The organism is Aurantibacter sp. (genome assembly GCF_039941195.1).
Classification (GTDB): Bacteria; Bacteroidota; Bacteroidia; order Flavobacteriales; family Flavobacteriaceae; genus Aurantibacter_A.
The window spans coordinates 56,141-81,480 of sequence record NZ_JBDVFA010000061.1 but is presented as its reverse complement, the minus strand read 5'-3'; the positions used below and the strand labels follow the sequence as shown (position 1 = coordinate 81,480).

24 protein-coding genes are annotated in these 25,340 nt (G+C 32.8%); 13 read left to right on the top strand and 11 right to left on the bottom strand.

Going from position 1 to position 25,340, the window contains the following annotated elements; translation table 11 throughout:
- Nucleotides 1–3 precede the first annotated feature (3 nt).
- From pheT to ABJF52_RS10440, 3 genes are all read right to left on the bottom strand, one after another.
- Nucleotides 4–2,430: a phenylalanine--tRNA ligase subunit beta gene (gene pheT / locus ABJF52_RS10450; protein WP_348149772.1), complete on the bottom strand. Its 2,427-nt coding sequence runs from the start codon at nucleotides 2,428–2,430 to the stop codon at nucleotides 4–6.
- A 125-nt stretch (nucleotides 2,431–2,555) separates the two neighbouring features.
- On the bottom strand, nucleotides 2,556–3,674 hold the full coding sequence (gene leuB, locus ABJF52_RS10445) for a 3-isopropylmalate dehydrogenase (RefSeq protein ID WP_348149770.1): 1,119 nt from the start codon (nucleotides 3,672–3,674) through the stop codon (nucleotides 2,556–2,558).
- Nucleotides 3,674–4,846 (bottom strand): 2-isopropylmalate synthase, encoded by a 1,173-nt coding sequence (locus tag ABJF52_RS10440; RefSeq protein ID WP_348149768.1) that lies wholly within the window; start codon nucleotides 4,844–4,846, stop codon nucleotides 3,674–3,676. The genes leuB and ABJF52_RS10440 overlap by 1 nt, the downstream gene beginning before the upstream one ends.
- A gap of 146 nt (nucleotides 4,847–4,992) precedes the next feature.
- Here ABJF52_RS10440 and ABJF52_RS10435 point away from each other — a divergent pair, with 146 nt between their 5' ends.
- Nucleotides 4,993–6,537, top strand: coding sequence for a hypothetical protein (locus ABJF52_RS10435; RefSeq protein ID WP_348149766.1), 1,545 nt, complete (start codon nucleotides 4,993–4,995; stop codon nucleotides 6,535–6,537).
- Between the two features lie 6 nt (nucleotides 6,538–6,543).
- Nucleotides 6,544–7,416, top strand: coding sequence for a DMT family transporter (locus ABJF52_RS10430; protein WP_348149764.1), 873 nt, complete (start codon nucleotides 6,544–6,546; stop codon nucleotides 7,414–7,416).
- Here ABJF52_RS10430 and ABJF52_RS10425 read toward each other — a convergent pair.
- The 4 genes from ABJF52_RS10425 to panB form a co-directional block, all read right to left on the bottom strand.
- Nucleotides 7,413–7,952 carry a DUF4252 domain-containing protein gene (locus tag ABJF52_RS10425; RefSeq protein ID WP_348149762.1) on the bottom strand — a complete coding sequence of 180 codons (540 nt, stop codon included), beginning with the start codon at nucleotides 7,950–7,952 and terminating at the stop codon, nucleotides 7,413–7,415. The genes ABJF52_RS10430 and ABJF52_RS10425 overlap by 4 nt on opposite strands.
- A gap of 51 nt (nucleotides 7,953–8,003) precedes the next feature.
- Nucleotides 8,004–8,699, bottom strand: coding sequence for an RluA family pseudouridine synthase (locus ABJF52_RS10420; RefSeq protein ID WP_348149760.1), 696 nt, complete (start codon nucleotides 8,697–8,699; stop codon nucleotides 8,004–8,006).
- Between the two features lie 2 nt (nucleotides 8,700–8,701).
- Nucleotides 8,702–9,199: a signal peptidase II gene (gene lspA, locus ABJF52_RS10415; RefSeq protein WP_348149758.1), complete on the bottom strand. Its 498-nt coding sequence runs from the start codon at nucleotides 9,197–9,199 to the stop codon at nucleotides 8,702–8,704.
- A gap of 84 nt (nucleotides 9,200–9,283) precedes the next feature.
- Complete coding sequence (gene panB / locus ABJF52_RS10410) at nucleotides 9,284–10,102, bottom strand: 3-methyl-2-oxobutanoate hydroxymethyltransferase (RefSeq protein WP_348149756.1); 819 nt, start codon at nucleotides 10,100–10,102, stop codon at nucleotides 9,284–9,286.
- Nucleotides 10,103–10,198: 96 nt separating this feature from the next.
- On the opposite strand from panB, the gene ABJF52_RS10405 reads away from it, so the two are divergent.
- A complete protein-coding gene (locus ABJF52_RS10405) occupies nucleotides 10,199–10,654 on the top strand; it encodes a nuclear transport factor 2 family protein (protein WP_348149754.1) in 456 nt (151 codons plus the stop codon).
- A 27-nt stretch (nucleotides 10,655–10,681) separates the two neighbouring features.
- Here ABJF52_RS10405 and ABJF52_RS10400 read toward each other — a convergent pair whose 3' ends face one another.
- Together ABJF52_RS10400 and ABJF52_RS10395 are read right to left on the bottom strand one after the other, a co-directional pair.
- Nucleotides 10,682–11,884, bottom strand: coding sequence for an ATP-binding protein (locus tag ABJF52_RS10400; RefSeq protein ID WP_348149752.1), 1,203 nt, complete (start codon nucleotides 11,882–11,884; stop codon nucleotides 10,682–10,684).
- A gap of 36 nt (nucleotides 11,885–11,920) precedes the next feature.
- On the bottom strand, nucleotides 11,921–13,078 hold the full coding sequence (locus ABJF52_RS10395; RefSeq protein WP_348149750.1) for a prolyl oligopeptidase family serine peptidase: 1,158 nt from the start codon (nucleotides 13,076–13,078) through the stop codon (nucleotides 11,921–11,923).
- A 307-nt stretch (nucleotides 13,079–13,385) separates the two neighbouring features.
- Here ABJF52_RS10395 and dnaK point away from each other — a divergent pair, with 307 nt between their 5' ends.
- On the top strand, nucleotides 13,386–15,293 hold the full coding sequence (gene dnaK, locus ABJF52_RS10390) for a molecular chaperone DnaK (RefSeq protein WP_348149748.1): 1,908 nt from the start codon (nucleotides 13,386–13,388) through the stop codon (nucleotides 15,291–15,293).
- A 69-nt stretch (nucleotides 15,294–15,362) separates the two neighbouring features.
- On the opposite strand, the gene ABJF52_RS10385 is transcribed toward dnaK, so the two are convergent.
- Complete coding sequence (locus tag ABJF52_RS10385) at nucleotides 15,363–16,268, bottom strand: metallophosphoesterase (protein ID WP_348149746.1); 906 nt, start codon at nucleotides 16,266–16,268, stop codon at nucleotides 15,363–15,365.
- Between the two features lie 150 nt (nucleotides 16,269–16,418).
- Here ABJF52_RS10385 and ABJF52_RS10380 point away from each other — a divergent pair, with 150 nt between their 5' ends.
- Nucleotides 16,419–17,336, top strand: coding sequence for a hypothetical protein (locus tag ABJF52_RS10380; protein WP_348149744.1), 918 nt, complete (start codon nucleotides 16,419–16,421; stop codon nucleotides 17,334–17,336).
- Nucleotides 17,337–17,348: 12 nt separating this feature from the next.
- On the opposite strand, the gene ABJF52_RS10375 is transcribed toward ABJF52_RS10380, so the two are convergent.
- Nucleotides 17,349–17,996, bottom strand: coding sequence for an esterase (locus ABJF52_RS10375; protein ID WP_348149742.1), 648 nt, complete (start codon nucleotides 17,994–17,996; stop codon nucleotides 17,349–17,351).
- A gap of 76 nt (nucleotides 17,997–18,072) precedes the next feature.
- On the opposite strand from ABJF52_RS10375, the gene ABJF52_RS10370 reads away from it, so the two are divergent.
- From ABJF52_RS10370 to ABJF52_RS10335, 8 genes are all read left to right on the top strand, one after another.
- A complete protein-coding gene (locus ABJF52_RS10370) occupies nucleotides 18,073–18,495 on the top strand; it encodes a hotdog fold thioesterase (RefSeq protein WP_348149740.1) in 423 nt (140 codons plus the stop codon).
- A gap of 1 nt (nucleotide 18,496) precedes the next feature.
- Nucleotides 18,497–19,534: a chorismate-binding protein gene (locus ABJF52_RS10365; protein WP_348149738.1), complete on the top strand. Its 1,038-nt coding sequence runs from the start codon at nucleotides 18,497–18,499 to the stop codon at nucleotides 19,532–19,534.
- 57 nt (nucleotides 19,535–19,591) lie between these two features.
- Entirely contained in the window at nucleotides 19,592–21,343 is a 1,752-nt protein-coding gene (gene menD, locus ABJF52_RS10360; RefSeq protein WP_348149736.1) for a 2-succinyl-5-enolpyruvyl-6-hydroxy-3-cyclohexene-1-carboxylic-acid synthase, read from the top strand.
- A 52-nt stretch (nucleotides 21,344–21,395) separates the two neighbouring features.
- Nucleotides 21,396–21,743: a DUF2853 family protein gene (locus ABJF52_RS10355; protein WP_348149734.1), complete on the top strand. Its 348-nt coding sequence runs from the start codon at nucleotides 21,396–21,398 to the stop codon at nucleotides 21,741–21,743.
- 80 nt (nucleotides 21,744–21,823) lie between these two features.
- Complete coding sequence (locus ABJF52_RS10350) at nucleotides 21,824–22,654, top strand: S1-like domain-containing RNA-binding protein (RefSeq protein ID WP_348149732.1); 831 nt, start codon at nucleotides 21,824–21,826, stop codon at nucleotides 22,652–22,654.
- 180 nt (nucleotides 22,655–22,834) lie between these two features.
- Nucleotides 22,835–23,437, top strand: coding sequence for an SPOR domain-containing protein (locus tag ABJF52_RS10345; RefSeq protein WP_348149730.1), 603 nt, complete (start codon nucleotides 22,835–22,837; stop codon nucleotides 23,435–23,437).
- Nucleotides 23,438–23,439: 2 nt separating this feature from the next.
- Complete coding sequence (menA, locus tag ABJF52_RS10340; protein WP_348149728.1) at nucleotides 23,440–24,360, top strand: 1,4-dihydroxy-2-naphthoate octaprenyltransferase; 921 nt, start codon at nucleotides 23,440–23,442, stop codon at nucleotides 24,358–24,360.
- A gap of 24 nt (nucleotides 24,361–24,384) precedes the next feature.
- The gene (locus ABJF52_RS10335; protein WP_348149726.1) at nucleotides 24,385–25,143 is read left to right on the top strand and encodes a response regulator; all 759 of its coding nucleotides are present in this window, start codon (nucleotides 24,385–24,387) and stop codon (nucleotides 25,141–25,143) included.
- The last annotated feature ends 197 nt before the right edge of the window (nucleotides 25,144–25,340 follow it).

Below are 25,340 nucleotides of genomic sequence, written 5' to 3'. Positions count from 1 at the left end.
GAATTACCTTAATTCTGCGCTTAATTCTTTTTCATAACGCGTTTGTAACTTCTTCATTATTCTATCAATCTGCTTGTCAGTTAATGTGCTTTTATCATCTTGTAATGTAAAACTAATGGCATAGGATTTTTTGCCCTTTGGTAACTTAGAGCCCGTGTATACATCAAAAAGATTAATATTCTTAATTAGTTTCTTCTCAGTTTGAAAACCTAAATCATAAACCTTTTTAAAAGTGATGTCATCATCTAATAATAGTGCAAAATCTCTTTTAACCTCTGGATATTTAGGAATCGATTGATAAATTATTTTATTTTTTGTTACTAATTGTAATATGTTATCCCAATTGAAATCAGCATAAAGTACTTCCTGATTTATATCAAATTTTTTGAGAATACTTAAAGTAACAATACCAAAGGTTACAATATCTTTCTTCTTATCAGATAAGGTAAGTCCTTCAGAAAATAAATCACTATCTATGGGTGATGAAGCATTATAATTAATTCCAAGTCTGCTTAACGTATTTTCAATAGTTGTTTTTAGAAAAAAGAAATCATTTTTCTTTTGCGGTGTATTCCAACTATCTTCGGATCGATTACCCGTTAGAAATAATGATAAATGCATGTTTTCAATAGTACCTTTTTCATTTCGCGCATACGTTTTACCAAACTCGAATAATTTTAAATTCGATTTTTTACGATTTACGTTATATGAAATTGTTTCTAAGCCATTAAACAACATTGAACTTCGCATTACTGAAAGATCGTTACTCAAAGGATTTAGCATTTGAACAGACTCTTCTGCCGATAGTTGTTCAGAAAGACTTTGGTATTCTGGAGAAGTAAGACTGTTTGTCATTATCTCATAGTAACCCTGTGAAGCTAGTTGATCACCAATTTTTTGTTCCAACTTATGCGCATCGAATTTTGTACTTTTTGCTACTGATGCATTTAGTTTATCTCCAAATTTTATATTGTTATAACCGTAGACTCTAAGAATTTCTTCTATTACATCTACTTCTCGTTGCACATCTACTCGATACGAAGGAATAGCCAATCCAAGGCCGCTTTCCGTAACACTTTTTACTTTTATTTGTAACGAAGCTAAAATAGACTTTATAGTGTCTTTTGGAATTTCTTCACCTATTAATTTATTTATCTTTTCAAATGAAAGAAATACTTGATGGTCTTCAAATTGTTTTGGATAGAAATCAACAATATCTGATGTGATGTCACCACCAGTAACCTCTTTAATTAACAGAGCAGCATGTTTAAGAGCGTATTCAACATTTTCTATATCAATACCACGTTCAAACCTAAACGAAGCATCTGTATTAAGTCCATGTCTTTTGGCGGTTTTTCTAATTGTTACCGGGTCAAAATATGCGCTTTCCAGAAAAATGGATGTTGTTTTCTCCGTTACCCCTGTATTAATCCCTCCAAAAACTCCAGCAATGCACATTGGCTTTTCGGCATCACATATCATTAAATCATCTTCATGTAATATATGTTCAACACCATCTAATGTCATGAATTTGGTGCCTTTTGTAGCAGTTTTTACAATTATGTTTTTATCGTAAACGCGGTCAGCATCAAAAGCATGTAGTGGCTGACCTAATTCATGTAAAACATAATTGGTAATATCTACAACATTATTGATAGGTGATAGTCCAATTGCTTTTAATCTATTCTTCAACCAATCTGGTGATTGTTGAACAGTTAAATTACTTAAAGTAATACCGCAATATCGAGGAGCAAGTTTACTGTTTTCGACAGTTACTTGTAATTTTCTAGCACGTACATCTACATGGAACTTGCCTACAGATGGTGTAATTAGTTTTTTGCTGATTTTTCTTCGTTCTAAACCAGCTTGTAAATCACGGGCAACACCAAGATGACTCATGGCATCGGCTCTGTTAGGGGTAAGATCTATTTCAAAAACTTCATCATTTTCAATTTCAAAAATCTCAGCACATGGAGTGCCTGGATTTAATTTGGAATCGAGGACCATTATTCCATCATGATCCGTACCTAAACCAAGTTCATCAGCGGCACATATCATTCCTTCACTTACCTCGCCTCTAATTTTTCCTTTTTTAATCTTCCAAGCCTCACCTTTGTCATCGTATAGGGTAGTGCCAATTGTTGCAACAGGTACTTTCTGACCTTTTGCTACATTGGGCGCACCACAGACAATTTGTATTGGGTTCTCTTGACCAACATCTACCGTTGTTAGTTTTAGTCTATCTGCATTTGAATGTTGCTCGCAACTTAAAACATGACCAACCACAACACCTTGTAGTCCGCCTTTAATAGATTCGTATTTTTCTATTCCACCTACCTCAAGACCTAGGTCGGTAAGCATTTCAGCAGTTTTTTTTGCTTCAAATTCTATTGGAATAAACTGTTTAAGCCAGTTGTATGAAATCTTCATTGGTTAGGTTTGTAAAGGGCAAAGATAATTCAATATATCAGAAATTAAAACGGATATTTTTTAATGTAGTATTCCTGTAATTTACACCTTAATTGATAGGAGAATTAGAATTTTATTTGCCAAAGTTATATAATGGTAGATTTTCCTAGGCCAATATTTTCATCATTAATATTGCCTAAATCATCTGAATCTACAATATTGTCTGCAATAAAATTGCCAACATAATCGGTGCCATATTTGCTACTGCCCATAATGTCCGTCGTTACTATTTTTTTCTGGAACGATTTCCTTACGGCCGATACTACAGCATTAGATTCTTCTTTTAAATCGAAATGACTTAATAACATGGCAGCGCTAAGGATTGAAGCTACTGGATTTGCTATGTTTTTTCCTTTTGCTTGTGGGTACGACCCGTGATAAGGTTCGAACATTGCATTGTCCTTTCCAACAGAGGCAGAAGGCAATAGACCAATGGAGCCAATAATAACACTACCTTGATCAGACAGTATATCTCCAAACATATTATCAGTTAATATAATATCAAATTGAGCTGGGTTTTTCATCATCTGTACCGTAGCATTATCAATGTACATGCAGTTTAGCTTAATATCTGAATAACTTTTTGCAATTTCGGTAACTACTTTTCGCCAAAGTCTTGAGGTAGCCAAAACATTGGCTTTATCTACTAGTGTAACTTTGCGTTTTCTCTTTTTTGCTGCTTTAAATGCTAGGTGGGCAATTCTACTGATTTCTTTTTCGGTGTATTTACATAGATCTGATGCCGTGCGTCCATCATCAGAAATTTCTTTTTTTCCAAAATAAATACCACCAGTTAATTCTCGGTAGATTACTAAATCTGTACCAATAATTGATTTATTATTTAAGATTGCATTCCTTGTAATGGAAGGAAAAACTTTTACTGGTCGTATGCAAGCAAAAAGTTCTAAGTCTCTTCGCAATTGAAATAAACCTTGTTCTGGCCGTATAATGGCCGACGGATTATTATCGTATTCTATTTCACCAATAGCTCCACATAAAACAGCATCAGCTCTTTTGCAAATGGTTAAGGTTTTTTCAGGTAATGGTTTGCCTGTGTTAGAAATTGCTGCCGCCCCAAAACTAGCTTCTGTATAGGTAAATTCGTGATTGAAAGTTTCCTCAACTGCTCTTAAGCATTTCACAGATTGTTCAAGAACTTCAGGCCCTATACCGTCTCCTCCTAAAAGGGCTATTTCTAACTGCATTATGCAATGCTTTCAATATTTACCTTTGAGGAGGTAATTATTTCATGAATATCTGTGTCTATTACTTCTTTTTTAGAATCCGCATATTTTAAGAATTCCTGATAAACTTCATCTAATTGAAGTTTGGTTAATTCATATCCAACTTTTTTCGCTCTGTAGGCTAGGGCGGCTCTACCACTTCTAGCAGTTAAAACAATTGAAGATTCATTAACTCCAACATCTTCCGGATTAATAATCTCATAGGTTTCTCTGTTTTTGATTACACCATCTTGGTGAATACCAGAACTATGTGCAAATGCATTTGAACCAACAATAGCTTTATTGGGTTGAACTATCATCCCCATTTTTTGGGAAACCATTTGGCTTGTGCTATATAAAAGTCTACTATCTATGTTTGTGTCTATATTTAATGTAGGATGCTGACGCATCACCATTACAACTTCTTCCAAACTAGTATTGCCTGCACGCTCTCCAATGCCATTAATAGTACATTCTATTTGTCGTGCACCATTTATAGCACCCGCGATAGAATTTGCAGTAGCCAAACCTAAATCGTTATGACAATGGCAAGAAAGTATAGCTTTCTCAATTCCTTTTACGTTTTCTTTTAAATATTTTATTTTTTCTCCGTATTCAGATGGTAAACAATATCCTGTAGTATCAGGTATATTTAATACGGTAGCCCCTGCTTTAATAACAGCTTCACAAACTTGAGCTAAAAATGCATTATCAGTTCTGCCAGCATCTTCAGCATAAAATTCAACATCATCAACAAAGTTTTTTGCATGGCTAACAGCAGCAACTGCACGTTCAATTATTGCGTCTTTGTTTGAATTGAACTTATGTTTTATATGTGATTCTGAAGTGCCAATACCCGTATGAATTCTTGGTCTAACAGCAGGTTTTAATGCTTCAGCAGCAACTTCGATATCTTTTTTAACAGCTCTAGTTAAACCACAAACAGTAGCATTCTTAACTAATTTTGCTATTTCATTTACCGATTTAAAATCGCCAGGACTAGAAATTGGGAAGCCGGCTTCAATAATATCGACGCCCATAGTTTCTAACCTTTCGGCAATTACCAACTTTTGAGTAGTGTCAAGTTTACAACCTGGGACTTGCTCTCCGTCGCGTAATGTTGTGTCAAAAATTTGTACTATATCTTTGCTCATTATATTTGTGTAGTTTAGCGGGACTATACGAATATATGGCCCTTAGGCGAAAAGATTACTATTTAAGTCTCACTTTTACAATGCCGATGTACTTTTGGTGTTGTTTAAAATACTGTAAAACAATTGTTTAACCCTTATTTTTTACGATGACAAATACGCACAAAGATGCATTATTTGTTCTGGTGAAATCGCTTTCTAAATCAGAAAAGCGACAGTTCAAGCTTTATGTTGGTCGATTAGGTGTTAATACTGATGCCAAATTTTTATCACTTTTTATACTTTTAGACAAGCTAAGGAGCTATAATGAAACTGCTATTTTAGAAAGTGGCATTGTAAAAAAAGCCCAACTTTCTAACTTAAAAGCACACCTGTACAAGCAAATTCTTGTGAGTCTTCGTTTAAATCCGGTTAATCAAAATATTCGTGTACAAATTAGAGAACAACTAGATTTTGCAACAATTTTATATCAAAAAGGATTGTATAAGCAAAGCTTAAAAATTCTTGATAAAGCAAAAAATATTGCAATTGAGAATGAGGAAAAGAATATTGCCTATGAAATTGTTGAACTTGAGAAGATAATTGAAACGCAATTTATAACCAGAAGTATTCCGGATCGCGCTGATGAATTGGCAGTGCAAGCAAAAGATTTGTCTGCACAGAATGTTATGACTAGCAAATTGTCTAACCTGTCTTTACAATTATATGGTTGGATGTTAAAGGTTGGCTACGTTCGTAGCGATGATGATTACCAAAGAGTTAAAAAATATTTTGAAAAACAACTGCCAGATTATGATATTGATAGACTTGGTTTTCGTGAAAAATTATGGTTGTACAAGTCGTATTTGTGGTATAGTTTCTTAACTCAAGACTTTCTTTCTTGTTATAAATATGCTAGAAAATGGGTGGACCTTTTTGATGAGCGACCCGATATGATTGAAATGCATCCTGTTTTTTTCTTAAAAGGAAATAACTATCTACTTGAATCTTTATTCAATGTAAAATATAGCTCTCAATTTAAGCAAACATTAGAAGATTTAGAAAGTAAGGTTTCAGAAAAAAGCTTTCCTAAAAATGATAATATTTCATCCTTGGTTTTTCTCTATGTTAATTCTCACAAATTGAATTTGCATTTTATGGAAGGAACTTTTAAAAAAGGACTGTATCTCGTGCGAATTATTGAGTATGGAATAAACAAGCATAAAGATCGTATAGATGCCCATCATATTATGGTCTTATACTATAAAATTGCTTCGCTTTATTTTGGAAATGCAGATAACAAAAACTGCATTTTATATCTAAATAAAATCATCAAAAATAAGAATCTTAAAATGCGCGAAGATTTAATGTGCTTTGCAAGAGTTTTAAGTTTAGTGGCTCATTATGAGGCAGGTATGGATTATCATTTAGAAGTTCAATTAAAAAGCACCTACAAGTTTTTGTTGAAAATGAATGATATGCATGCCGTACAAAAGGAGATGTTGAATTTTTTAAGAAATCTTAGAAATATTTACCCTCATGAATTACGTAATGAATTTGAAAAACTGCATAAAGAATTAAAAAAATATGAGGATCATCCGTATGAGAAGAGACCATTTTTATATTTGGATATTATTTCTTGGTTAGAAAGTCATTTGCAAAATAAACCTGTGGCACAAATTATACAACAAAAAGCCAAAATGCTTACGCGATAAATACTTTTGAAAAACTCAAAATTACATACAAGACATTTATTGGAATTAAACGTTGCCATGGTATTCGGTAGTACTTCTGGAGTTTTAGGAAGATATATTGCACTACCTGTAACAGTTACCATTTGCCTGCGTACTTTATTGGCTTTTGCTTTGTTATATGTTTATTGTAGATGGCGAAAAATTTCTTTAAAAATTCATAAAGAAGACCGCCTACAATTATTTGTTAGTTCCGTTTTAATGGGAGCCCATTTTGTTACTTATTTTTATGCCTTGCAATATTCTAACGTTGCTATTGCTATGCTATCTTTATTCACCTACCCGGTGATAACTTCTTTTTTGGAGCCTATAATACTGAAAACAAAATTTCAGAAAGTTCATTTGCTTTTAGGTGGTTTACTATTATTCGGAATTTACTTTTTAGTGCCTAATTTTAGTTTGGATAATTCGTATTCAATTGCAGTAATTTTTGGTATTGTTGCAGCGTTATTATATGCCCTCAGAAATATTTTAATGAAATCTAAAGTGCAGAAATACAATGGCTCCTTTTTAATGTGTTACCAAATGGGTGTTAGTGGCTTTCTATTAATACCAGCCTTGTTTTTTGTTGAATTTGAGACTGTTATTACCCAATGGAAGGGCTTATTGGCTCTGGCATTATTGACAACAGCCATTGGGCATACAATGTTTTTAAATAGTTTTAAGCACTTTTCAATTACTACTGCGAGTATATTAAGTAGTATTCAACCGGTATACGGAATTATTTTAGGCGCTCTTTTTCTATCTGAAATTCCAACGTTAACAACTATTTTTGGAGGTGCATTAATATTAACTTCAGTGATAATAGAAAGTTTGCGTACTCGAAAAAAAGCGCTGATTTAATTATCCGTCTTTTCTTGATTTATACCTGGTGTTTCCATTCCGAATTGACTTATAAGGCCATCACCTAATTTTTGAAACTCTTCGTTTTTGGCCATTTCTCTTACCTTTACAGGGTCGAAATTTCCATTAAAATATAAGAAAGAACCAGTAGCTGTATTGTTGTTGTAAATTAATATTTCTTTAACCGCATCGCGTTTTTCTCGTATCGAAACTACATTGCGCTTTAGCTCATTATTTTTTCGATAAACTTCTATAAATGAATTTCCTGTGATGCCATTCATTTGATTATTAAGAAATTCTGTTCGTTCGGCTGTAGCGCTCGGAAATTGCATATAGCGCAAATCTTTTGTACTCCCAATTAAGGAGTTCATTTCGGGAGATATATTTCCTAGCATGGATAGCATAAAATGAGGAACTCGTACTGCAGTTACGTGATTATCATTTTTATGCTTCTCGTAAAAAGTATCAATGGAATTATAAGTTCCGCAAGAAGTAACAGCAATAAAACTTAGAATTAAAAGTGCTCGCTTAATCATGGTATAGTGTTTTTAGTTCGTTAAATATATGAAAACGTGTCTAATAGATACCTAGCAACAAGCATTCCAAACTGAATCGTTAGGTGGTGGAGCTAAAATTTGTAAGGGTTCTTTTTTTACCGGATGAATAAAAGATAGGGCACGCGCATGTAAATGAATACTACCATTTTTATTACTTCGGTCGGCACCGTACTTTAAATCGCCCTTGATAGTACAACCAATTGCAGCCAATTGTGCACGAATTTGATGATGTCTGCCCGTGTGTAAATCAATTTCGAGAAGATAAAAGTTATCTAGTTTTTTTAATACTAGATAATCCAAAATAGCTTTTTTGCTCTCATTAACTTCTTTAATGTGAGCATACGATTTATTTTGTTTTGGGTTTCTTTTTAACCAATGAACTAGGCTGTCTTTTTGTTTAGGTGGATTATTTTTAACAACCGCCCAATAAGTTTTTTTTGCAGTTTTTTCAGCGAAAAGTTTGTTCATTCTAGTTAAAGCTTTCGAAGTTCGTGCAAAAACTATAATACCCGATGTAGGTCTGTCTAAACGGTGTACAACACCTAAATAAACAGCACCTGGTTTATTATATTTTATTTTAATGTAATCCTTAACTACATCACTCAATGGAGTATCTCCGGTTTTATCACCTTGTACAATGTCACCTGGCCTTTTATTTACTACAATTAAATGATTGTCCTCGTAAAGTACTTGTAGATTAGATGCAGAAGATAGTAGTTTTTGCATCGTTAAAGTATTTGTTTTTTAGTAATTAGTGTTAAAACCAAAATTAATAGTACCCCAAAAGTTACTGATACATCAGCCATATTAAATATGCCAGTTTTAAAAATACCAATTTCAACAAAAAAGAAATCAGTGACTGATCCATGTGCAATTCGGTCTATAAGATTACCTATGCCACCACCAATAACACATGCAAAAGCCAAGGCCATAAATTTGTCTAATTCCCTTTTTCTTAGAATTCTGAAAAGTAAAATTAGTAATACAAAAACGGGTAAAGCTTGCAAAAAAATCATTTTTAAGATAGGGGAGAGGTTGCTGCCAAAACCTAACATGGCTCCGGTATTTTCAACATTTGTTAAAATAAAATTATCTCCTATAATTTGAATATACTCACTTGACTCAACATTTTTTCGAACTACGTCTTTCGAAATTTGATCACAACCAATATTTAATAATACCAAAGTAATTATTAGCACATTTCGTAAAACGGAATTTGAACGCATTATGTATTTTTTATGAAAAAGACAATTTTTGGAGTATTTTAGACTTTACTAATTGAAAGTAATTTTATTGAATTTATTGGTAGCTTAATATTGTTCTTCGTCATTCGGAAAATTTTTGCTTTTTACATCGCCCACATATTGTGCAATAGCATTACCCATATCTTCATATAAATTCATGTAGCGTCTTAAAAAACGAGGATTAAATTCATGGGTCATCCCTAATAAGTCGTGTATTACCAGCACTTGACCATCGGCGTGTTTTCCTCCACCAATGCCTATTGTTGGAATGGATATGCTTTCCGAAACTTTCTTGGTTAAATTCGCTGGTATTTTTTCTAGAACAATGCTAAAGCAACCGAGTCTCTCCAATAATTTTGCATCTTCTATTAACTTTTCAGCTTCATCTTTTTCTTTGGCTCTAACTGCGTAAGTACCAAATTTATAAATGGCTTGTGGTGTTAAACCTAAATGTCCCATTACTGGAATTCCTGCATTTAATATTCGTTTTACTGATTCTTTAATTTCAATACCACCTTCTAATTTAACAGCATGTGCTCCGCTTTCTTTCATAATTCGAATTGCAGAACGTAGCGCTTCTTTGGGGTCACTTTGATAACTCCCGAAAGGAATATCGACCACTACTAAGGCCCTTTTAACAGCTCTTATTACCGATGTGGCATGGTAAATCATTTGATCTAATGTAATTGGCAGGGTTGTTTCATGGCCCGCCATAACATTACTGGCAGAATCGCCAACCAAAATTACATCGACCCCTGCTGAATCAACAATTTTGGCCATCGAATAATCGTAAGCAGTAAGCATGGAGATTTTTTCTCCTTGCTGTTTCATTTCAATTAATGATTTAACGGTTACTCTTTTGTATTCTTTTTTTGCAGTTGACATTAAGTTTTTTTTAGAGGGATAAAAATAGGTAAAAAGTTAAAGATTTAGGGGTTTGTATTATTCTGTTATTTTTGGTTGATATTAAACTAACTAAGAATGAAAAAATTTATTTCTACAATAGCGATTTTTATATGTCTACAAATTTCTGCTCAGACAAAAGAAGAGTTAATGGTACAACAAACAATTGAAGAATTTTTTATAGGCTTTCATGCGCAAGATTCTATTAAAATAAAAAGTGTAGTTAACGACCAAATTATACTTCAAACCATAATTAATGAGCCTGATGGAAGTCATAAAATTAAAACAGATGATTTCAGTGATTTTCTTATCAGTATTTCTAAAATACCTTCAAATATGAAGTTTGAAGAAAAGATTATGGATTATTCTATTCAAATTGATGGCCCAATGGCTACTGCTTGGACCAAGTATAAATTTTGGATTAACGGTGAATTAAGTCATTGTGGGGTTAATTCATTTCAATTGTTACAAGAAAGTGAGCTTTGGAAAATTATTTATTTAATTGATACTAGACGAAAAGAAGACTGTAAGTAATTAGGAGTTAATTAGGTAATCTTTTATTTATTTTTCAATTGTAAAAATAAATTTAGCTCCTTTACCAATTTCAGATTTTACATTAATTTGACCACCACTTTTTTCTACAATTTTCTTAACCGTAGCGAGTCCAATTCCATTGCCAGAAACACCAAATTTATCTTCTTTGGCAAAAACATTAAATATTTCAAATATCTTTTTCTGATTTTCAATCGCTATTCCAGGGCCATTGTCTTCTACATAAAATTTGTAGTGTGTATCTGTATCGGATAATCCTATTTCAATTTCTACTTTTTCTTTGTCATTATATTTAATAGCGTTCGTTACAAGATTAATTAAAACTTGTTCTAGCGCAGCTCTATTAGTGCTTACCTCATTTAATAAAGTGCTTAAATTCAAAACCATATTATTTTCAAATGAAAAAAGACCATTAATATCTTTAATTAATTCTTCAAGATTTATCTGCATTTTGTTTTCAGAGAGTACACTTTCACTTCTACTATAATCTAATAATCCTGTAATTAATGTTCTCAATTTTTCGGAAGACTTAGCCATTAAGTTTAGCATTTCTTTACCATCATCATCTAACTTATCGCCGTATTGTTTAATAAGTAGTTGTGAAAAACCGTTGATATGTGTTAATGGTGATTTTAAATCGTGGGCCGCTAAAAATGCGAATCGCTCTAATTCTTGATTTTTCTCTTCTAAGGTTTTTTGTGTTTTTTCTAAAGAAATTTTAGTTTTCCTAAGGTTTAAAATATTCATTACTTGATTACCCAAAGCAGTCAAAGATTGAATTTGACTTTGACTTAAAAGTTTTGGTTTATCATCGATAACACATAATGTGCCGAGAGGTAATCCATTATCACTAATTAATGGAACACCAGCGTAGAAAATTACCTCAGGACCACCTGTAACTAAAGGGTTGTCATGAAAGCGTTCATCTTGTCTGGCATCTTGCACTATTAATACATTGTCTGGGTCATTTATGGCATGAGCACAAAAGGCTAAATCTCTTGGAGTTTCAGTGGCATCAAGATTATGGCAAGATTTAAACCATTGTCGGTCTTTATCAATTAAACTTATTAATGAGATTTTCGTGCCACATATTTCAGAAGCGATTGCCGTAATATTATCATAATCAGATTCTGAAATGGTATCAAGTATGGAGTACGATTCTAAATCCTTTAATCGTTCTTTTTCTTCTTTATGCTCTGCTGGTATATTCATCTTAAAATCATTCTTTTTAAAAATAGAGTAATTGTACTACAATCCAATATTTAAATATTTCATTATCGCTTGTTCGCCTATTAAAGCATCTTTTGGTCTTGGGTGCACCGCATCAAAAACCTTTAACTCATCAGCTGAAAGTATAGTTACGTAGCTCTCATCAAAACCATCATCATACGGTGTATTATATGGTAACTTTAAATGATGTTTCAAAAAATTGTAAGCTGCAGCTCTTTTAGAATACGCATAATCGTGACGTTCCAAGGGTAGGTGTACATTCTCAACTCTATTCTCAGCATTATATTGTGCATATACCTTTTGTACATACGGGTATTCGACACGAGGTGTATTACTTGTCCAGTCACCACCATCAGATATCATCAGTAATGGGCGTGGTGCACATAATGCGGCTATTTCTACGTTATTGGTTTGATGGTCATTACTTTGGTGAACAGGCATGCCACTTTCGCAAACACAACCGCCAAAAAAATGAGCAGAAACTTGTACAGCTGGTACTGAAACTGTTATTCTCTGGTCTATTGCGGTTAACATGAAGGTTTGTGTTCCACCACCAGATCCACCTGTCATTCCTATTCTGGTAGCATCCACATCTGGTCTAGAGATTAAATAATCTAATACTCGTTGGCTATTATATGTTTGTAACAATAGTGCTATTGGCATTTTGTGAATGGTCTGATCATTTTCTCCGTAACCTATCATATCGTAAGCAAAGACAACAGCTCCCATGCGAGCTAATACTGCAGCTCTTTTTTGAATGTAATGTGTATAGCGTTTATCAGCCAAATGCCCATGAGGACTTAAAATGGCAGCATATTTTTCTTTATCTCCGGTAGGTCTATATAAATTTCCGGAGACATAAAATCCAGGAAAACTCTCTATTGCTATGTTTTCTACTATATAACCATCCATTTCTCTTTTACTGTGAATAACAGTGTTGAAATTACCCGTAATTTTAGGCATTTTCTCTAACTGCATCCCTTCAATAATGCCTCGTTTTATTCGGTCGCGTCTTTTTTCCCATGACTCTAAATCATTCCATTCAGATTTAAATTGCTTCATCACCGCATTTGCTTCATCTTCTGTCCAATAATGACCTTGACAAAGTTTATTCTCTTGCGCAAATGTTGTTGTGCTCATAAAAACAAGCAATAGGATATTTATATAATTTTTCATTTTGATAGGATTGTAAAATTGATGCTATGAATTTAGGTTCTTTCTTTTGCGATTACAATAGTAGTAGAAACAAAATTTTACTTCAAATCGCTATAAGAATATTGAGCTCGTTTAGTAATATTTCAACTGTCAAAGTCTCATATGGCACTCTAGAAGACCGACAATAATTGATGAAAAAAGCCTATAAACCCATAGTTACGCTATGAAAAGAACATAAAATGACATCCTGTCAGTATTTTTGTCTTGGCATATTGTTTGACATTAGTGTAATGATTATAAAATAAACGCTAATTAAATACATATATAAATGAGCAAGATTATTGGAATAGATTTAGGTACAACCAACTCTTGTGTCTCGGTTATGGAAGGTAACGAGCCAGTGGTTATTCCTAATGCAGAAGGTAAAAGAACTACTCCGTCTGTAATCGCATTCGTTGAAGGAGGCGAGATAAAAGTTGGAGATCCTGCCAAAAGACAGGCAGTAACAAACCCAGAAAAAACTGTTTATTCAATTAAACGTTTTATGGGGAACAAATATTCGGAATCTAGTAAAGAAGCCGGACGAGTACCTTATAAAGTAGTAAAAGGTGATAATGATACACCACGTGTAGATATAGACGGAAGATTATATACGCCACAAGAATTGTCAGCTATGATTCTTCAAAAAATGAAGAAAACTGCTGAAGATTATTTAGGACAAGATGTGACAAGAGCTGTAATTACAGTTCCTGCATATTTTAATGATGCGCAACGTCAAGCAACAAAAGAAGCTGGTGAGATTGCTGGTTTAACTGTTGAAAGAATTATTAATGAACCTACCGCGGCTTCTTTAGCTTACGGTATGGATAAGAAAGATACCGATCAAAAAATTGTTGTTTTTGATTTTGGTGGTGGTACACATGATGTTTCTATCTTAGAATTAGGAGATGGTGTATTTGAAGTATTATCAACCGATGGTGACACACACTTAGGTGGTGATGATGTTGATCAAAAAATAATTGATTGGTTGGCTGAAGAATTCAAAAAAGATGAAAGTATTGATCTTCGTGAAGATGCAATGGCTTTGCAACGTTTGCGTGAAGCTGCTGAAAAAGCGAAAATTGAATTGTCTTCTTCTGCACAAACCGAAATTAATTTACCCTATGTTACTGCTACAGCAACTGGACCAAAGCACTTGGTGCGCACATTATCTCGCGCTAAGTTTGAGCAATTGATTTCAGATTTAGTAGCACGTACAATTGAGCCTTGTCAAACAGCTTTAAAAGCAGCTGGACTTTCAAAAAGTGATATTGATGAGATTATTTTGGTTGGTGGGTCAACTCGTATTCCTGCTGTGCAAGAAGCAGTTGAGAAATTCTTCGGAAAAGCGCCTTCTAAAGGTGTAAACCCAGATGAAGTTGTTGCAGTTGGTGCGGCAATACAAGGTGGTGTTTTAACAGGAGATGTAAAAGATGTATTGTTATTAGATGTTACTCCGCTTTCATTAGGAATTGAAACTATGGGTAATGTTTTTACAAAATTAATAGAAGCCAATACAACGATACCTACTAAGAAATCGCAAGTATTTTCTACAGCGGCTGATAACCAGCCTTCGGTTGAAATTCATGTATTACAAGGTGAGCGTGCAATGGCTGCTGATAACAAAACTATTGGTCGTTTTCATTTAGATGGAATTCCACCTGCACAAAGAGGTACGCCACAAATTGAAGTAACTTTTGATATTGATGCAAACGGTATTATTAAAGTTTCAGCTACAGATAAGGCTACTAATAAAACACAAGATATTAGAATTGAAGCCTCTTCTGGACTTACAGATGAAGAAATCAAAAAGATGAAAGCTGAAGCTGAAGCTAATGCTGAGTCGGATAAAGCTGCAATGGAAAAAGCAAGTAAGTTGAATGAAGCTGACAGCATGATTTTTCAAACTGAAAAACAGTTAAAAGAATTCGGAGATAAATTATCTGATGAAAAGAAAAAGCCAGTTGAAGAAGCTTTGGAAGAGTTGAAAACTGCATTTGATACTAAAGATATAGCAGTTATTGAGCCAGCTTTAGAAAAAATTAATGAGGCTTGGAAAGTAGCATCTGAAGAAATGTACAAAGCGCAAGCTGAGGCACAACAAGGTGGTGCAGCTCCTGAAGGAGAGGCTACTGCTGATGCAGGTGCTGGAGAAGGTGATAACGTTGAAGACGTAGATTTCGAAGAAGTGAAATAGCGTTTTAATCTTTATATATAAAACCCGCAAGAATTATATCTTGCGGGTTTTTTTATTGGTTTTAGAGGATTACTTTAATTTCAGTTTTCTTGATGGCTCCCTACCATAACCATTTACAAGAATTGAATCTTTTGTAAAGTTCACTGTGGCGAAAGAAGTTGTATTTTCTGTATCAACCATTCCTTTAAAATTTAAAAAATGTACCCCGTTTTTTTTTACATAACTTCCATTGTGATTGTGTCCATTGAAATAAAATTGAACGCAATCGTATTTGGCGATAAGGTCGAGTAGTTGTTCATAATTCCACAAGTTATGCGACTGTTCTTCACCAAAAGCAGGAAAGTGACAATAAAAGCCTACGTGTTCATTTTTCTCTTGCGCCAATATTAGTTCACTTTCTACCCATGATAATTGTTCATTACTAAGTCCACCATTCCATTTTACTAAATTTGGAAGGTCTTTTTTAGACAAAAGTTCGAAAATAGAATCGGTTTGTTGTTGCTTCTTTTTCGTGAGTGCTCCATGAACACTTAGGTCATTGCCATCCAAAATAATAAATCGCCAATTGTTTTTTACAACACTGTAGTAGCGATTTGTGAGATTCATTTTTTCAAAAACTAATGGTTTTAACGAATCTGCTACGCTAAAATCGTGGTTTCCCAATACATGGTATTTATCAGCTTTAAGACTATTCCAAATAGGAGCAACTGTATCAAAACTTGTAAAATTCTTATCAATAAAATCACCTAAATGAATGGAATAATTTAAATCTTGACTATTTAAAATATCAACGGCATGTCGTAAGCGATCTGGAGATTTTTTATAATATCTAACGTTCGAAGGCTCGCAGAAACAATATTGGCAGTCCGCAACCACACCAATTGTAAAAGACTCGGACTTTTGCGTTGTTTCTTTTTTAGTTTTACAAGAACTAACAATAATTATTAACAGTATTAAAAGATTCTGTTTCAACATGTTTTTAAGGTTTTTCAAGTAGTTATTTGAGGTTAAAGATACAGGTCAGACTTTATTCAATAAAATTAAATAGAATGCGTTGTATAGACTTAATATAGATTTAGCACGGTAATTGTTTCTATTTGCAGGAATAACAAGTAATTTTACCATATGATTAATACTAATCTTTTTACAATATTCATTTTTCTTGCTTTTAGCTTTTTTAAGTTATCGGCCCAAGAAGCACAGGTTTTTAAAGTCGAAGATTTTGACTTAAAAGGTAATGTGAAGTCATGCTTAGTGGTTACAAAATATGGTAAAGAAGAATATGAATTTGATAAAAAAGGAAGGTTAATAAAGTCTGTAACACGATACAGCGATACGGACTACGATATAACGAGATATAAATTTGAGGAAAATCAGTTAGTTGAAAAACGTACGGAGAATTACAGAGAAGGTAAATTTGACCCAGCTATTTCTTTTGGTAATTTTTATACAGTGGAACAATCTAATCCACGTGTGGTGATTGAAAAGGTATTTTCATACGAAAAGGAATTTTTAGATAGTTATCAATATAGTTATGATACAGAAGGTAAATTAATTGCAATTTTACATTCTGGCACCGATGGAGAAAATGAAACTGTAATAGAACATTCCACAAAAGACAATAGTACCGAAGAAGTTTATAGTTTAAATGGTGTTATCAAGAAAACTATTAAGGTTACAATTGATAAAGACAATAATACTATAACGGATTTTACAACGGATTACATGGATGGTGTTATAGCTACAGCTGTAGAAAAGGTTTTTAAAAATAAACAATTAATTTCTGAGACCCAATTTACATATGATGGTAAGGCTAAGAAATTAGTGCCTCGAGAAAAGAAAAGTATTAGTTATGTTCAAAGTGGTGTTAAAAATAAAATTATAACTTCAGTAGGAAATTCAGATAAATTACAACAGTATATTTATCAATTTGATAATGGAGATTCTGGTAATTGGGTAAAGGAAATTATCACTCCTGACAATCTATATACTACACGTAAAATCGATTATTTTCCAGAAGAAAAAGTAGCAAAGCCAGAATAAGATATTTAGCTTTTATTTCACGAGATTGCTTATTATTTCTCTTTTCATTTCATGCCTACCATCAAAAATAATAGCTTTTGTGCTGTCCTTAAATAGCGTTTTAATTCTCTTGTTTTCTGATTGTAATTTATCAGCTGATAAGTATTCGTCTTTATCGCCAACTATAGTAGTGACAACTGTTCCGTTTTCTTCTAAAAAATCAAAATCTGTAGCTTTTAATTCATTAGGTAAAGCGCCGGCGTAACAAATAAGTTGTGAACATTTTATTTTTCTTTTTGCCACCCATCTTGTCGCTATAGAAACGCCTTGAGAAAATCCAAAAATAATGAGGTTCAAGTTCTTCGGTATATTTTCATTCTGTATCACAGAATCTATCGAATTTAATACATTCTCAATTTCAATATCAGTTCCTTCTCTAGTTAACCAGCTGGCTCCTACATGCTTGTATTGATTTTTTAAATAATATTTTGAAGGCGCTTGAGGAGCTATAATATAATTCTCATTCGAATTAAGTGTGTTGAAGTAATTAATAAAATATCGGCTTAAGTAACCGATGCCATGAAAAACAATCCAAACATTTTTAGTTTTAGAACCAATATTATTTAATGTGGTATAGGTATTCGTAGTGGTATACGTATTCTGTTTTTCGGTGCTATTCATATTTTAATTGCAAATTGCCAGGCTCGACTTGAATATATTTCAGATGGTAATAGTATTTTTACAAAAATTCAATTTTATGAATGAATTCCAAGAGAAGATACTTAAAATCTGTAACGAATCCACAAAAAATACTTTTATGGAAACTTTGGGTATTGAGTATGTAGATGTTGGTGAAAATTATCTAACTGCTAAAATGCCCGTAACTCCTGCAGTTCATCAACCGGATGGCGTTTTGCATGGGGGAGCTACCGCAGCTTTGGCAGAAAGTGTTGGTAGTGTTGCTGCTCATATTTTCTTAAATACAAAGGATGCGATGATACGTGGAACGCAAATTACTGCGAATCATGTTGGGGGTATTAGAGATGGTGTAATTTATGCTACTGCTACCGCCATACATATGGGTAGAACTACACAATTGTGGGATGTAAAAGTTGTAGATAGCGATGGTAAATTAATATCATCGTGTAGACTATCAACCATTGCCTTACCGAAAAAGTAATATGTGGCAACGTATTGAAAAACAGTTAAGTGCTGAGCTTCCGTTTGTGGTTTATAGTAAATCAAAAGAGTCAGAAATTCTTGCTATACTACAAAATGATGATGCACTTAATAACGTAATAGATTTTAGTGAAACCGGATTTGTATTTGCACCATTTGAATCGAAAACGGACCCCATAATTATTAAAAGCGATGAAAGTTATAGCGAAGAATTCTCAAGTGTAACTTTAAAAGTTAATACTATTGATTCTGAAATTAATTCCGATTCCCAACGTAATTCTTATATAGCATTACTAAAAAAAACAATTAATGAAATTGAATCTGGTCAATTTCGGAAGGTAGTTTTATCTCGTAGTCTCACTGTAGAAAACACGACTTCACCCATTACACTTTTTAAAAGAATAGTGTCAATTTATAAAAATGCATTTTGCTATTTGTGGTACCATCCAAAAGTTGGATTATGGTTAGGTGCAACTCCTGAAATTTTGTTACAAACCAATAAAGCGGTAATCACAACAATGTCTTTGGCTGGTACTATGCCTTATCAAAGAGTATCTAAGCCGAATTGGGGGTCTAAGGAAATTGATGAACAAGCGTTAGTTACTGATTTTATTATAAATGCGTTGGATGATAAAGTTGATAATCTGCAAAAATCAGAATTAGAAACTATTAGGGCTGGAGAATTACTTCATCTAAGAACAAAAATAACGGGAGTTTTAAAATCAAATAAATTACAAGAAATTATAAGTGCCTTGCATCCGACACCGGCGGTTTGTGGATTTCCGAAAAAAGAAACGATGCAATATATTTTAAATAATGAATCGTATGACCGTGAGTTTTACGCAGGCTATTTAGGGGAATTAAATTTTAACGATTCTAAATTAACCACATTATATGTTAATCTTAGATGTATGCAAAAAATTGAAAATATATTTAAAATTTATGTTGGGGGAGGAGTTACTAAAGATTCTAATCCTGAAAAAGAATGGCAAGAAACGGTTAATAAGAGCCGTACCATGTTGCGCGTGCTTTCCAATTAATATTTTTGGGTAGCATAAACTTGGGTCGTATTTTTGTGTGGAATTCGTTCAACACTTATGGAACAATCAAGTATACCGTCTGCTCAACTATTAGTTCAAGAATGTAAACGCTATGGCATTAGGAACATTGTAATATCACCAGGTTCAAGAAATGCACCACTTACATTAAGTTTTACCGAAGATTCTTTTTTTAAATGTTTTAGTATTGTGGATGAGCGCTGTGCGGCATTCTTTGCTATGGGTTTGGCCCAGCAATTGAGAGAACCTGTCGCTGCTATATGTACTTCTGGGAGTGCGCTATTAAATTATTATCCGGCAGTTGCTGAAGCTTTTTATAGCGATATTCCACTCGTGTTGATTTCTGCAGATCGGCCCGGATATAAAATAGATATCGGTGATGGTCAAACAATACGACAAGACAATGTTTTTGACAGACATATTGGGTATTCTGCAAATCTAAAATTGGATGTATCACATGCTACCAATCGTATTCTAAAATATGCTCCAGAACTTATTAATGACGATACTGTTGAACGTGCTCAGCGTAAAGTATTTGAATTTAATAGTACTGAGGTTGAAAAGGCATTGACTATGGCAAGTAATTCTGCCATACCTGTTCATATCAATATACCTTTTGAAGAACCGTTATATGATATGGTTATGGTGAAGAAGGAATCTTTGAATGATAGGTTGTCGGTAAAAACTTTGGAACGAGATGAAGATTTATGTGCGTTTATTTCGATATGGAATAAATCGAATCGCAAAATGGTATTGGTTGGTACTAATCCACCGAATGATATTGAACAAAGTTATCTTGATATTTTAGCGGCAGATGATTCGGTTATTTTTTTAACTGAAACCACGTCTAATTTACATCATAGTAGATTTTTTACTAGTATAGATAGTATCATAGCGCCGATTGAAAAATCTGAGAATAAAGAAGCACTTTTTAATGCACTACAACCTAATATACTGCTTTCGTTTGGAGGCCTAATCGTATCTAAAAAAATTAAAGCTTTTCTAAGAAATTATAAACCGGAGCACCATTGGCACATAAATTCTAAAAAAGCGAATGATACTTTTTTTAGCTTAACTCATCATTTTAAAACACACCCAAACAGCTTTTTTAAGAGTTTTATTGGACACATAAAACCGAAGCAGGTAAGTTATTTTGAATATTGGAATGCGCGAAAAAAACATTACGAATTTAAACGTGAAGAATATTTAAAAACTATACCATTTTCTGATATGTTCGCTTTTAAACAAATATTGGAAAGTATACCTAATTCATATCAATTGCAATTGTCCAATAGCTCCACTGTGCGCTATGCCCAACTTTTTGATTTAAATACGTCCTTAACCGTTTTTTGTAATAGAGGTACAAGTGGTATTGATGGTAGCGTGTCGACAGCAGTTGGCGCCGCTGTTTACAGTAGATCACCAACACTCTTAATTACAGGGGATTTAAGTTTTTTATATGACAGTAATGGTTTATGGAATAATTATATTCAAAAAAATTTCAGAGTAATTGTAATTAATAATGAAGGTGGTGGAATTTTTAGAATACTTCCTGGTCATCGAGAAACAGCAAATTTTGAAACTTATTTTGAAACTCCACAAAAACTTGATATTTCCCATTTATGTGGTTTGTATGGTTTAGATTTTTTTACTACAAATAATGTGGAAAACTTACAAAATGAGCTTCATGATTTTTTTAAAGCATCAGAAAAACCTAAGGTTATGGAGATAAAAACTCCTAAATCTATCAACAATGAAATTTTGCTCAATTATTTCGATTTCATATCTTAGCAGTCCATAACTATTAACATATTACTATAAACATTTATTAAACACTTTAATTATGAGTTCAAAAAGAGACGATTTAATCGTAAAGTATGTTGCTGATATCAAAGACAAATTTGGTGAAACACCAGATATGGATCTTTTAACAAAAGTAACAATTGGTTTAGGCCCCGCTATTTACAATCTTGATGCATCTAAAGTATCTGGAGGAGATCCAAAAGAATTGGAAACAGTTAAGAAAAACTATTTGTTGAAAAAATTAGGTCTAGATGATAGTCCTAAATTAATGGAAGCTATAAATAGCGTTATGGATACTTATGGCTCTTCAAATAGAAATAAGCATCGCGCTGTAATTTATTACATGTTATGCAAGCACTTTAATAAGGCTGCAGTATATAACAAGTAAATTTTAATAAGTTATTAAAACCGTCAAGCTTTTGTTTGACGGTTTTTTTGTGCCCTTAAATTTAAACATACCTTTGTAGAATGATCGAATTGGGTAATTATAATGAACTGGAAATCTTAAGAGACACCAGTGTCGGACTTTTTTTAGGTAGTGAAGGTGGAACAGAAATCTTATTGCCAAATAAATATGTACCAGAAACATATGCAATAGGGGATATGCTTCGTGTGTTTTGTTACCTAGATCATGAGGAAAGACCAGTTTCTACAAATATCGACCCCTTTATAAAGCGAAATACTTTTAGTTTGTTACGCGTGGCTGAAGTAAACCAATTTGGCGCTTTTTTGGACTGGGGTTTGGAAAAGCACTTATTAGTTCCGTTCAGTGAACAACGCGATAAAATGAAAGAAGATCAATGGTACGTGGTCTACTGTTATCTCGATGAAAAAACTTTTCGACTTGTTGGGTCAAATAAATTAGAACGTTTTCTGGAAAATGAAAATTTAACGATTGGCAATGGTGATAAAGTAGATTTAATAGTTACCCGTTTAACCGATTTAGGTTGGGAAGTAATAATTAATAATACGCATAAAGGTCTTGTTTATGATAATGAGGTTTTTCAGAAAATTGCTATTGGCGATAAAATTATAGGTTACATAAAAAATATAAGGCCCGATAATAAAATTGATGTTTCATTACAGCCATTAGGAGTTGGTAGTTTAGAGCCAACTGCAGAAAAAATTCTTAATAAAATAGTTGAACGAAATGGTTTTTTACCATTGCATGATAAATCGAATCCGCAGGATATTTCTAAAGTACTTCAAATGAGTAAAAAATCTTTTAAAAAAGGAATTGGAGTATTATACAAAGCTCGAAAAATAGAAATAAAAGAAGACGGTGTTTATTTAATTTAAGTACGTAATTGTCTTAAATACAGGGTTTAAAAGAATATCTAATTTTTAAATTTAATTGACCACGAATTAATTAGGTTTTACCACTAAAATTTTTACTTTTACAACATTCTGTTACCCAAATTGAAAAACATTGATGTTATTTGGTTAACTTTATATGGAACCCTGTAAAACCCTGTAAACATGCCTTTTATAGAAGAAAGCGATTTATTAGAATTGCACAAGGATATAGATAAAGCTCAGATTATTAACGAGCGATTGTTAGATCAAATAAAAATCAAGAACAAAGAGTTGAAAACTAGTAAAATTCAACGTAACGTTCTTGGTGGAATTACAGCATTGTTTTTGGCAGGTACTTTGGCTGTAACAGGTTTAACGGCAGGATTAAGCATGAATAAGAATTCTTTTGAACAACAAAACAATCTTTTAGTTTCAATAGATAGTTTGGATGCAATAAAATCTCGTATCGATAATTTAAAACAGCAAAATGAAGAACTTAGTTTGGTTAATGACTTTTATTTAGCCAAAAAGTTCTTGGAAAAAGAAACAATATATTCAGTACAAGTAAAGTCGTTTGTGGATAATAATGTAGCATTAGCTTCTGAGGCCTTGACAAATACATTGTTTGTAAAAACAAATCCGTTTTATTCGTATTCTCTAGGTAATTTTGGCACATTAGAGGAAGCACAAAAATTTAGAGCAGAACTTGTGGATATAGGTTTCCAAGATGCATTTGTTGCCTCTTATAAAGATGGAAAACGAATTCAAATAGAAGATCCCTATTAGTTTTGACAAAAATTAAGGCATGGTTAAATGCCGCTAGGTTACGTACATTACCGCTTTCTGTATCTGGAATTATTGTTGGTACTGCTCTTGCAAAGTATCATGGTAAAAGTGATTCATTAGTATTCACTCTTGCGCTACTGACTACAATAGGATTTCAAATTACTTCGAATTTTGCTAACGATTATGGCGATGGAGTAAAAGGTACCGATAATGATACCAGGATTGGCCCTAAAAGAGCATTACAAGCTGGCTTGTTATCGCGAAAAGAATTGAAAAATGGAATTATCATTTCAATTTTAATAAGTTTAGTTTTTGTTGGTTTTTTGGTATTCACAGCATTTGGTAATGAAAAGCTTGAATATATACTACTATTTTCGGTTTTAGGATTCTTGAGTATTTGGGCAGCAATAAAATATACCGTTGGCGATACTGCATATGGTTATAAAGGACTTGGCGATTTGTTTGTCTTTTTATTTTTCGGAATGCTCGCAGTGTTAGGCTCAATGTTTCTGTATACAAAATTTATTACACTAATATCAATATTGCCCGCAATAGCAATTGGACTGCTTTGTACAGCAGTATTAAATTTAAATAACCTAAGAGATTATGAAACTGATAAGAAATCTCAAAAGAATACGTTAGTAGTATTGATGGGGTTTGAAAATGGAAAGAAATACCATTATTCATTAGTGCTAATTTCTTTTCTCTGTACGGTTGTTTTTATGGGTATAAGCTTTAATAATTGGCTACTATACTTGCCTATAATTGCATTTGTGTTGATTTTCGTACATTTGTTTAAGGTGTATAATATCAAAGAACCAGTATTGTTAGACCCGGAGCTTAAGAAATTGGCGTTAAGCACATTTTTCTTGGCTGTACTGATTTTTTCAGCTGTTATTATAAAAACTAAATTTAAATGCTAACTAACCACCTAAACGCCCTATATCTTGGAACAACCAATTAGAATTCTTATCGTTGAAGACAATGTTATCATCGCAGATGATATGCAATCTATGCTTGAAGAGATTGGCTATGAAATTGTTGATAATGTTATTGTCTATGAACAGGCAGAAGAAGTATTAAAAACAAAAGAAGTTGATCTTGTTTTAATAGATATTATACTTGCTTCTGATAAAACAGGTATTGATCTTGGTAAGCATATTCGAGAAAATTACGATATCCCTTTTATTTTCGTTACATCTAACTCGGATCGTGCTACAGTTGAAAATGCCAAAACTGTTAAACCAAATGGATATTTGGTAAAACCATTTGAACAACAAGATTTATATACTTCCATTGAAATTGCGCTTTCTAATTTTATACAATCACCAAAAGGTGAAAATGGTGAAAGTGCGCCAGCTGCTGTTGCTGATGGTCCTATGTCTAATGCGGTATTAAAAGATTCTATTTTTGTAAAAAAACAACATCTGTATTATAGAATTCAGTTTGGTGATATTCAGTTTATAAAAGCAGATAACGTTTACTTAGAGGTTAATACAATTGATAAGAAGTTTTTAGTTCGTTCACCCCTTAAAGATTATTTAGAAAAATTACCAAAGAATAAATTTTACAGAGCGCATAAATCTTATATCGTTAACGTAGATCATATTGATGCTATTAACTCTAAAGATATTATGATTAATGAAACTTTAATTCCAATTTCGAAGGATTTTAAAGAGTTTATAATTTCCGCAATGAATTCTTAATTTTTTTAAAATATATAATAAAAAGAAAGGTGTTTTATTAAGCACCTTTTTTTATGGAATAAATTATACCATATCATATTTTGTAGGTAAATACTGTATATGTTTGAAGAATATTACATATTTATAATTATTGATTCATCGATAAACGGTAAATATATTCGTTGAAATACACTTTTTTGTACTGAAATGGAATCTAA

What these genes read in the sequence shown, in the direction of transcription:
- pheT (WP_348149772.1), bottom strand. Translation starts at nt 2,430, where the DNA reads ATGAAGATTTCATACAACTGGCTTAAACAGTTTATTCCAATAGAATTT.
- leuB (WP_348149770.1), bottom strand. Translation starts at nt 3,674, where the DNA reads ATGCAGTTAGAAATAGCCCTTTTAGGAGGAGACGGTATAGGGCCTGAA.
- ABJF52_RS10440 (WP_348149768.1), bottom strand. Translation starts at nt 4,846, where the DNA reads ATGAGCAAAGATATAGTACAAATTTTTGACACAACATTACGCGACGGA.
- ABJF52_RS10435 (WP_348149766.1), top strand. Translation starts at nt 4,993, where the DNA reads ATGACAAATACGCACAAAGATGCATTATTTGTTCTGGTGAAATCGCTT.
- ABJF52_RS10425 (WP_348149762.1), bottom strand. Translation starts at nt 7,952, where the DNA reads ATGATTAAGCGAGCACTTTTAATTCTAAGTTTTATTGCTGTTACTTCT.
- ABJF52_RS10420 (WP_348149760.1), bottom strand. Translation starts at nt 8,699, where the DNA reads ATGCAAAAACTACTATCTTCTGCATCTAATCTACAAGTACTTTACGAG.
- lspA (WP_348149758.1), bottom strand. Translation starts at nt 9,199, where the DNA reads ATGCGTTCAAATTCCGTTTTACGAAATGTGCTAATAATTACTTTGGTA.
- panB (WP_348149756.1), bottom strand. Translation starts at nt 10,102, where the DNA reads ATGTCAACTGCAAAAAAAGAATACAAAAGAGTAACCGTTAAATCATTA.
- ABJF52_RS10405 (WP_348149754.1), top strand. Translation starts at nt 10,199, where the DNA reads ATGAAAAAATTTATTTCTACAATAGCGATTTTTATATGTCTACAAATT.
- ABJF52_RS10400 (WP_348149752.1), bottom strand. Translation starts at nt 11,884, where the DNA reads ATGAATATACCAGCAGAGCATAAAGAAGAAAAAGAACGATTAAAGGAT.
- ABJF52_RS10395 (WP_348149750.1), bottom strand. Translation starts at nt 13,078, where the DNA reads ATGAAAAATTATATAAATATCCTATTGCTTGTTTTTATGAGCACAACA.
- dnaK (WP_348149748.1), top strand. Translation starts at nt 13,386, where the DNA reads ATGAGCAAGATTATTGGAATAGATTTAGGTACAACCAACTCTTGTGTC.
- ABJF52_RS10385 (WP_348149746.1), bottom strand. Translation starts at nt 16,268, where the DNA reads ATGTTGAAACAGAATCTTTTAATACTGTTAATAATTATTGTTAGTTCT.
- ABJF52_RS10380 (WP_348149744.1), top strand. Translation starts at nt 16,419, where the DNA reads ATGATTAATACTAATCTTTTTACAATATTCATTTTTCTTGCTTTTAGC.
- ABJF52_RS10375 (WP_348149742.1), bottom strand. Translation starts at nt 17,996, where the DNA reads ATGAATAGCACCGAAAAACAGAATACGTATACCACTACGAATACCTAT.
- ABJF52_RS10370 (WP_348149740.1), top strand. Translation starts at nt 18,073, where the DNA reads ATGAATGAATTCCAAGAGAAGATACTTAAAATCTGTAACGAATCCACA.
- ABJF52_RS10365 (WP_348149738.1), top strand. Translation starts at nt 18,497, where the DNA reads ATGTGGCAACGTATTGAAAAACAGTTAAGTGCTGAGCTTCCGTTTGTG.
- menD (WP_348149736.1), top strand. Translation starts at nt 19,592, where the DNA reads ATGGAACAATCAAGTATACCGTCTGCTCAACTATTAGTTCAAGAATGT.
- ABJF52_RS10355 (WP_348149734.1), top strand. Translation starts at nt 21,396, where the DNA reads ATGAGTTCAAAAAGAGACGATTTAATCGTAAAGTATGTTGCTGATATC.
- ABJF52_RS10350 (WP_348149732.1), top strand. Translation starts at nt 21,824, where the DNA reads ATGATCGAATTGGGTAATTATAATGAACTGGAAATCTTAAGAGACACC.
- ABJF52_RS10345 (WP_348149730.1), top strand. Translation starts at nt 22,835, where the DNA reads ATGCCTTTTATAGAAGAAAGCGATTTATTAGAATTGCACAAGGATATA.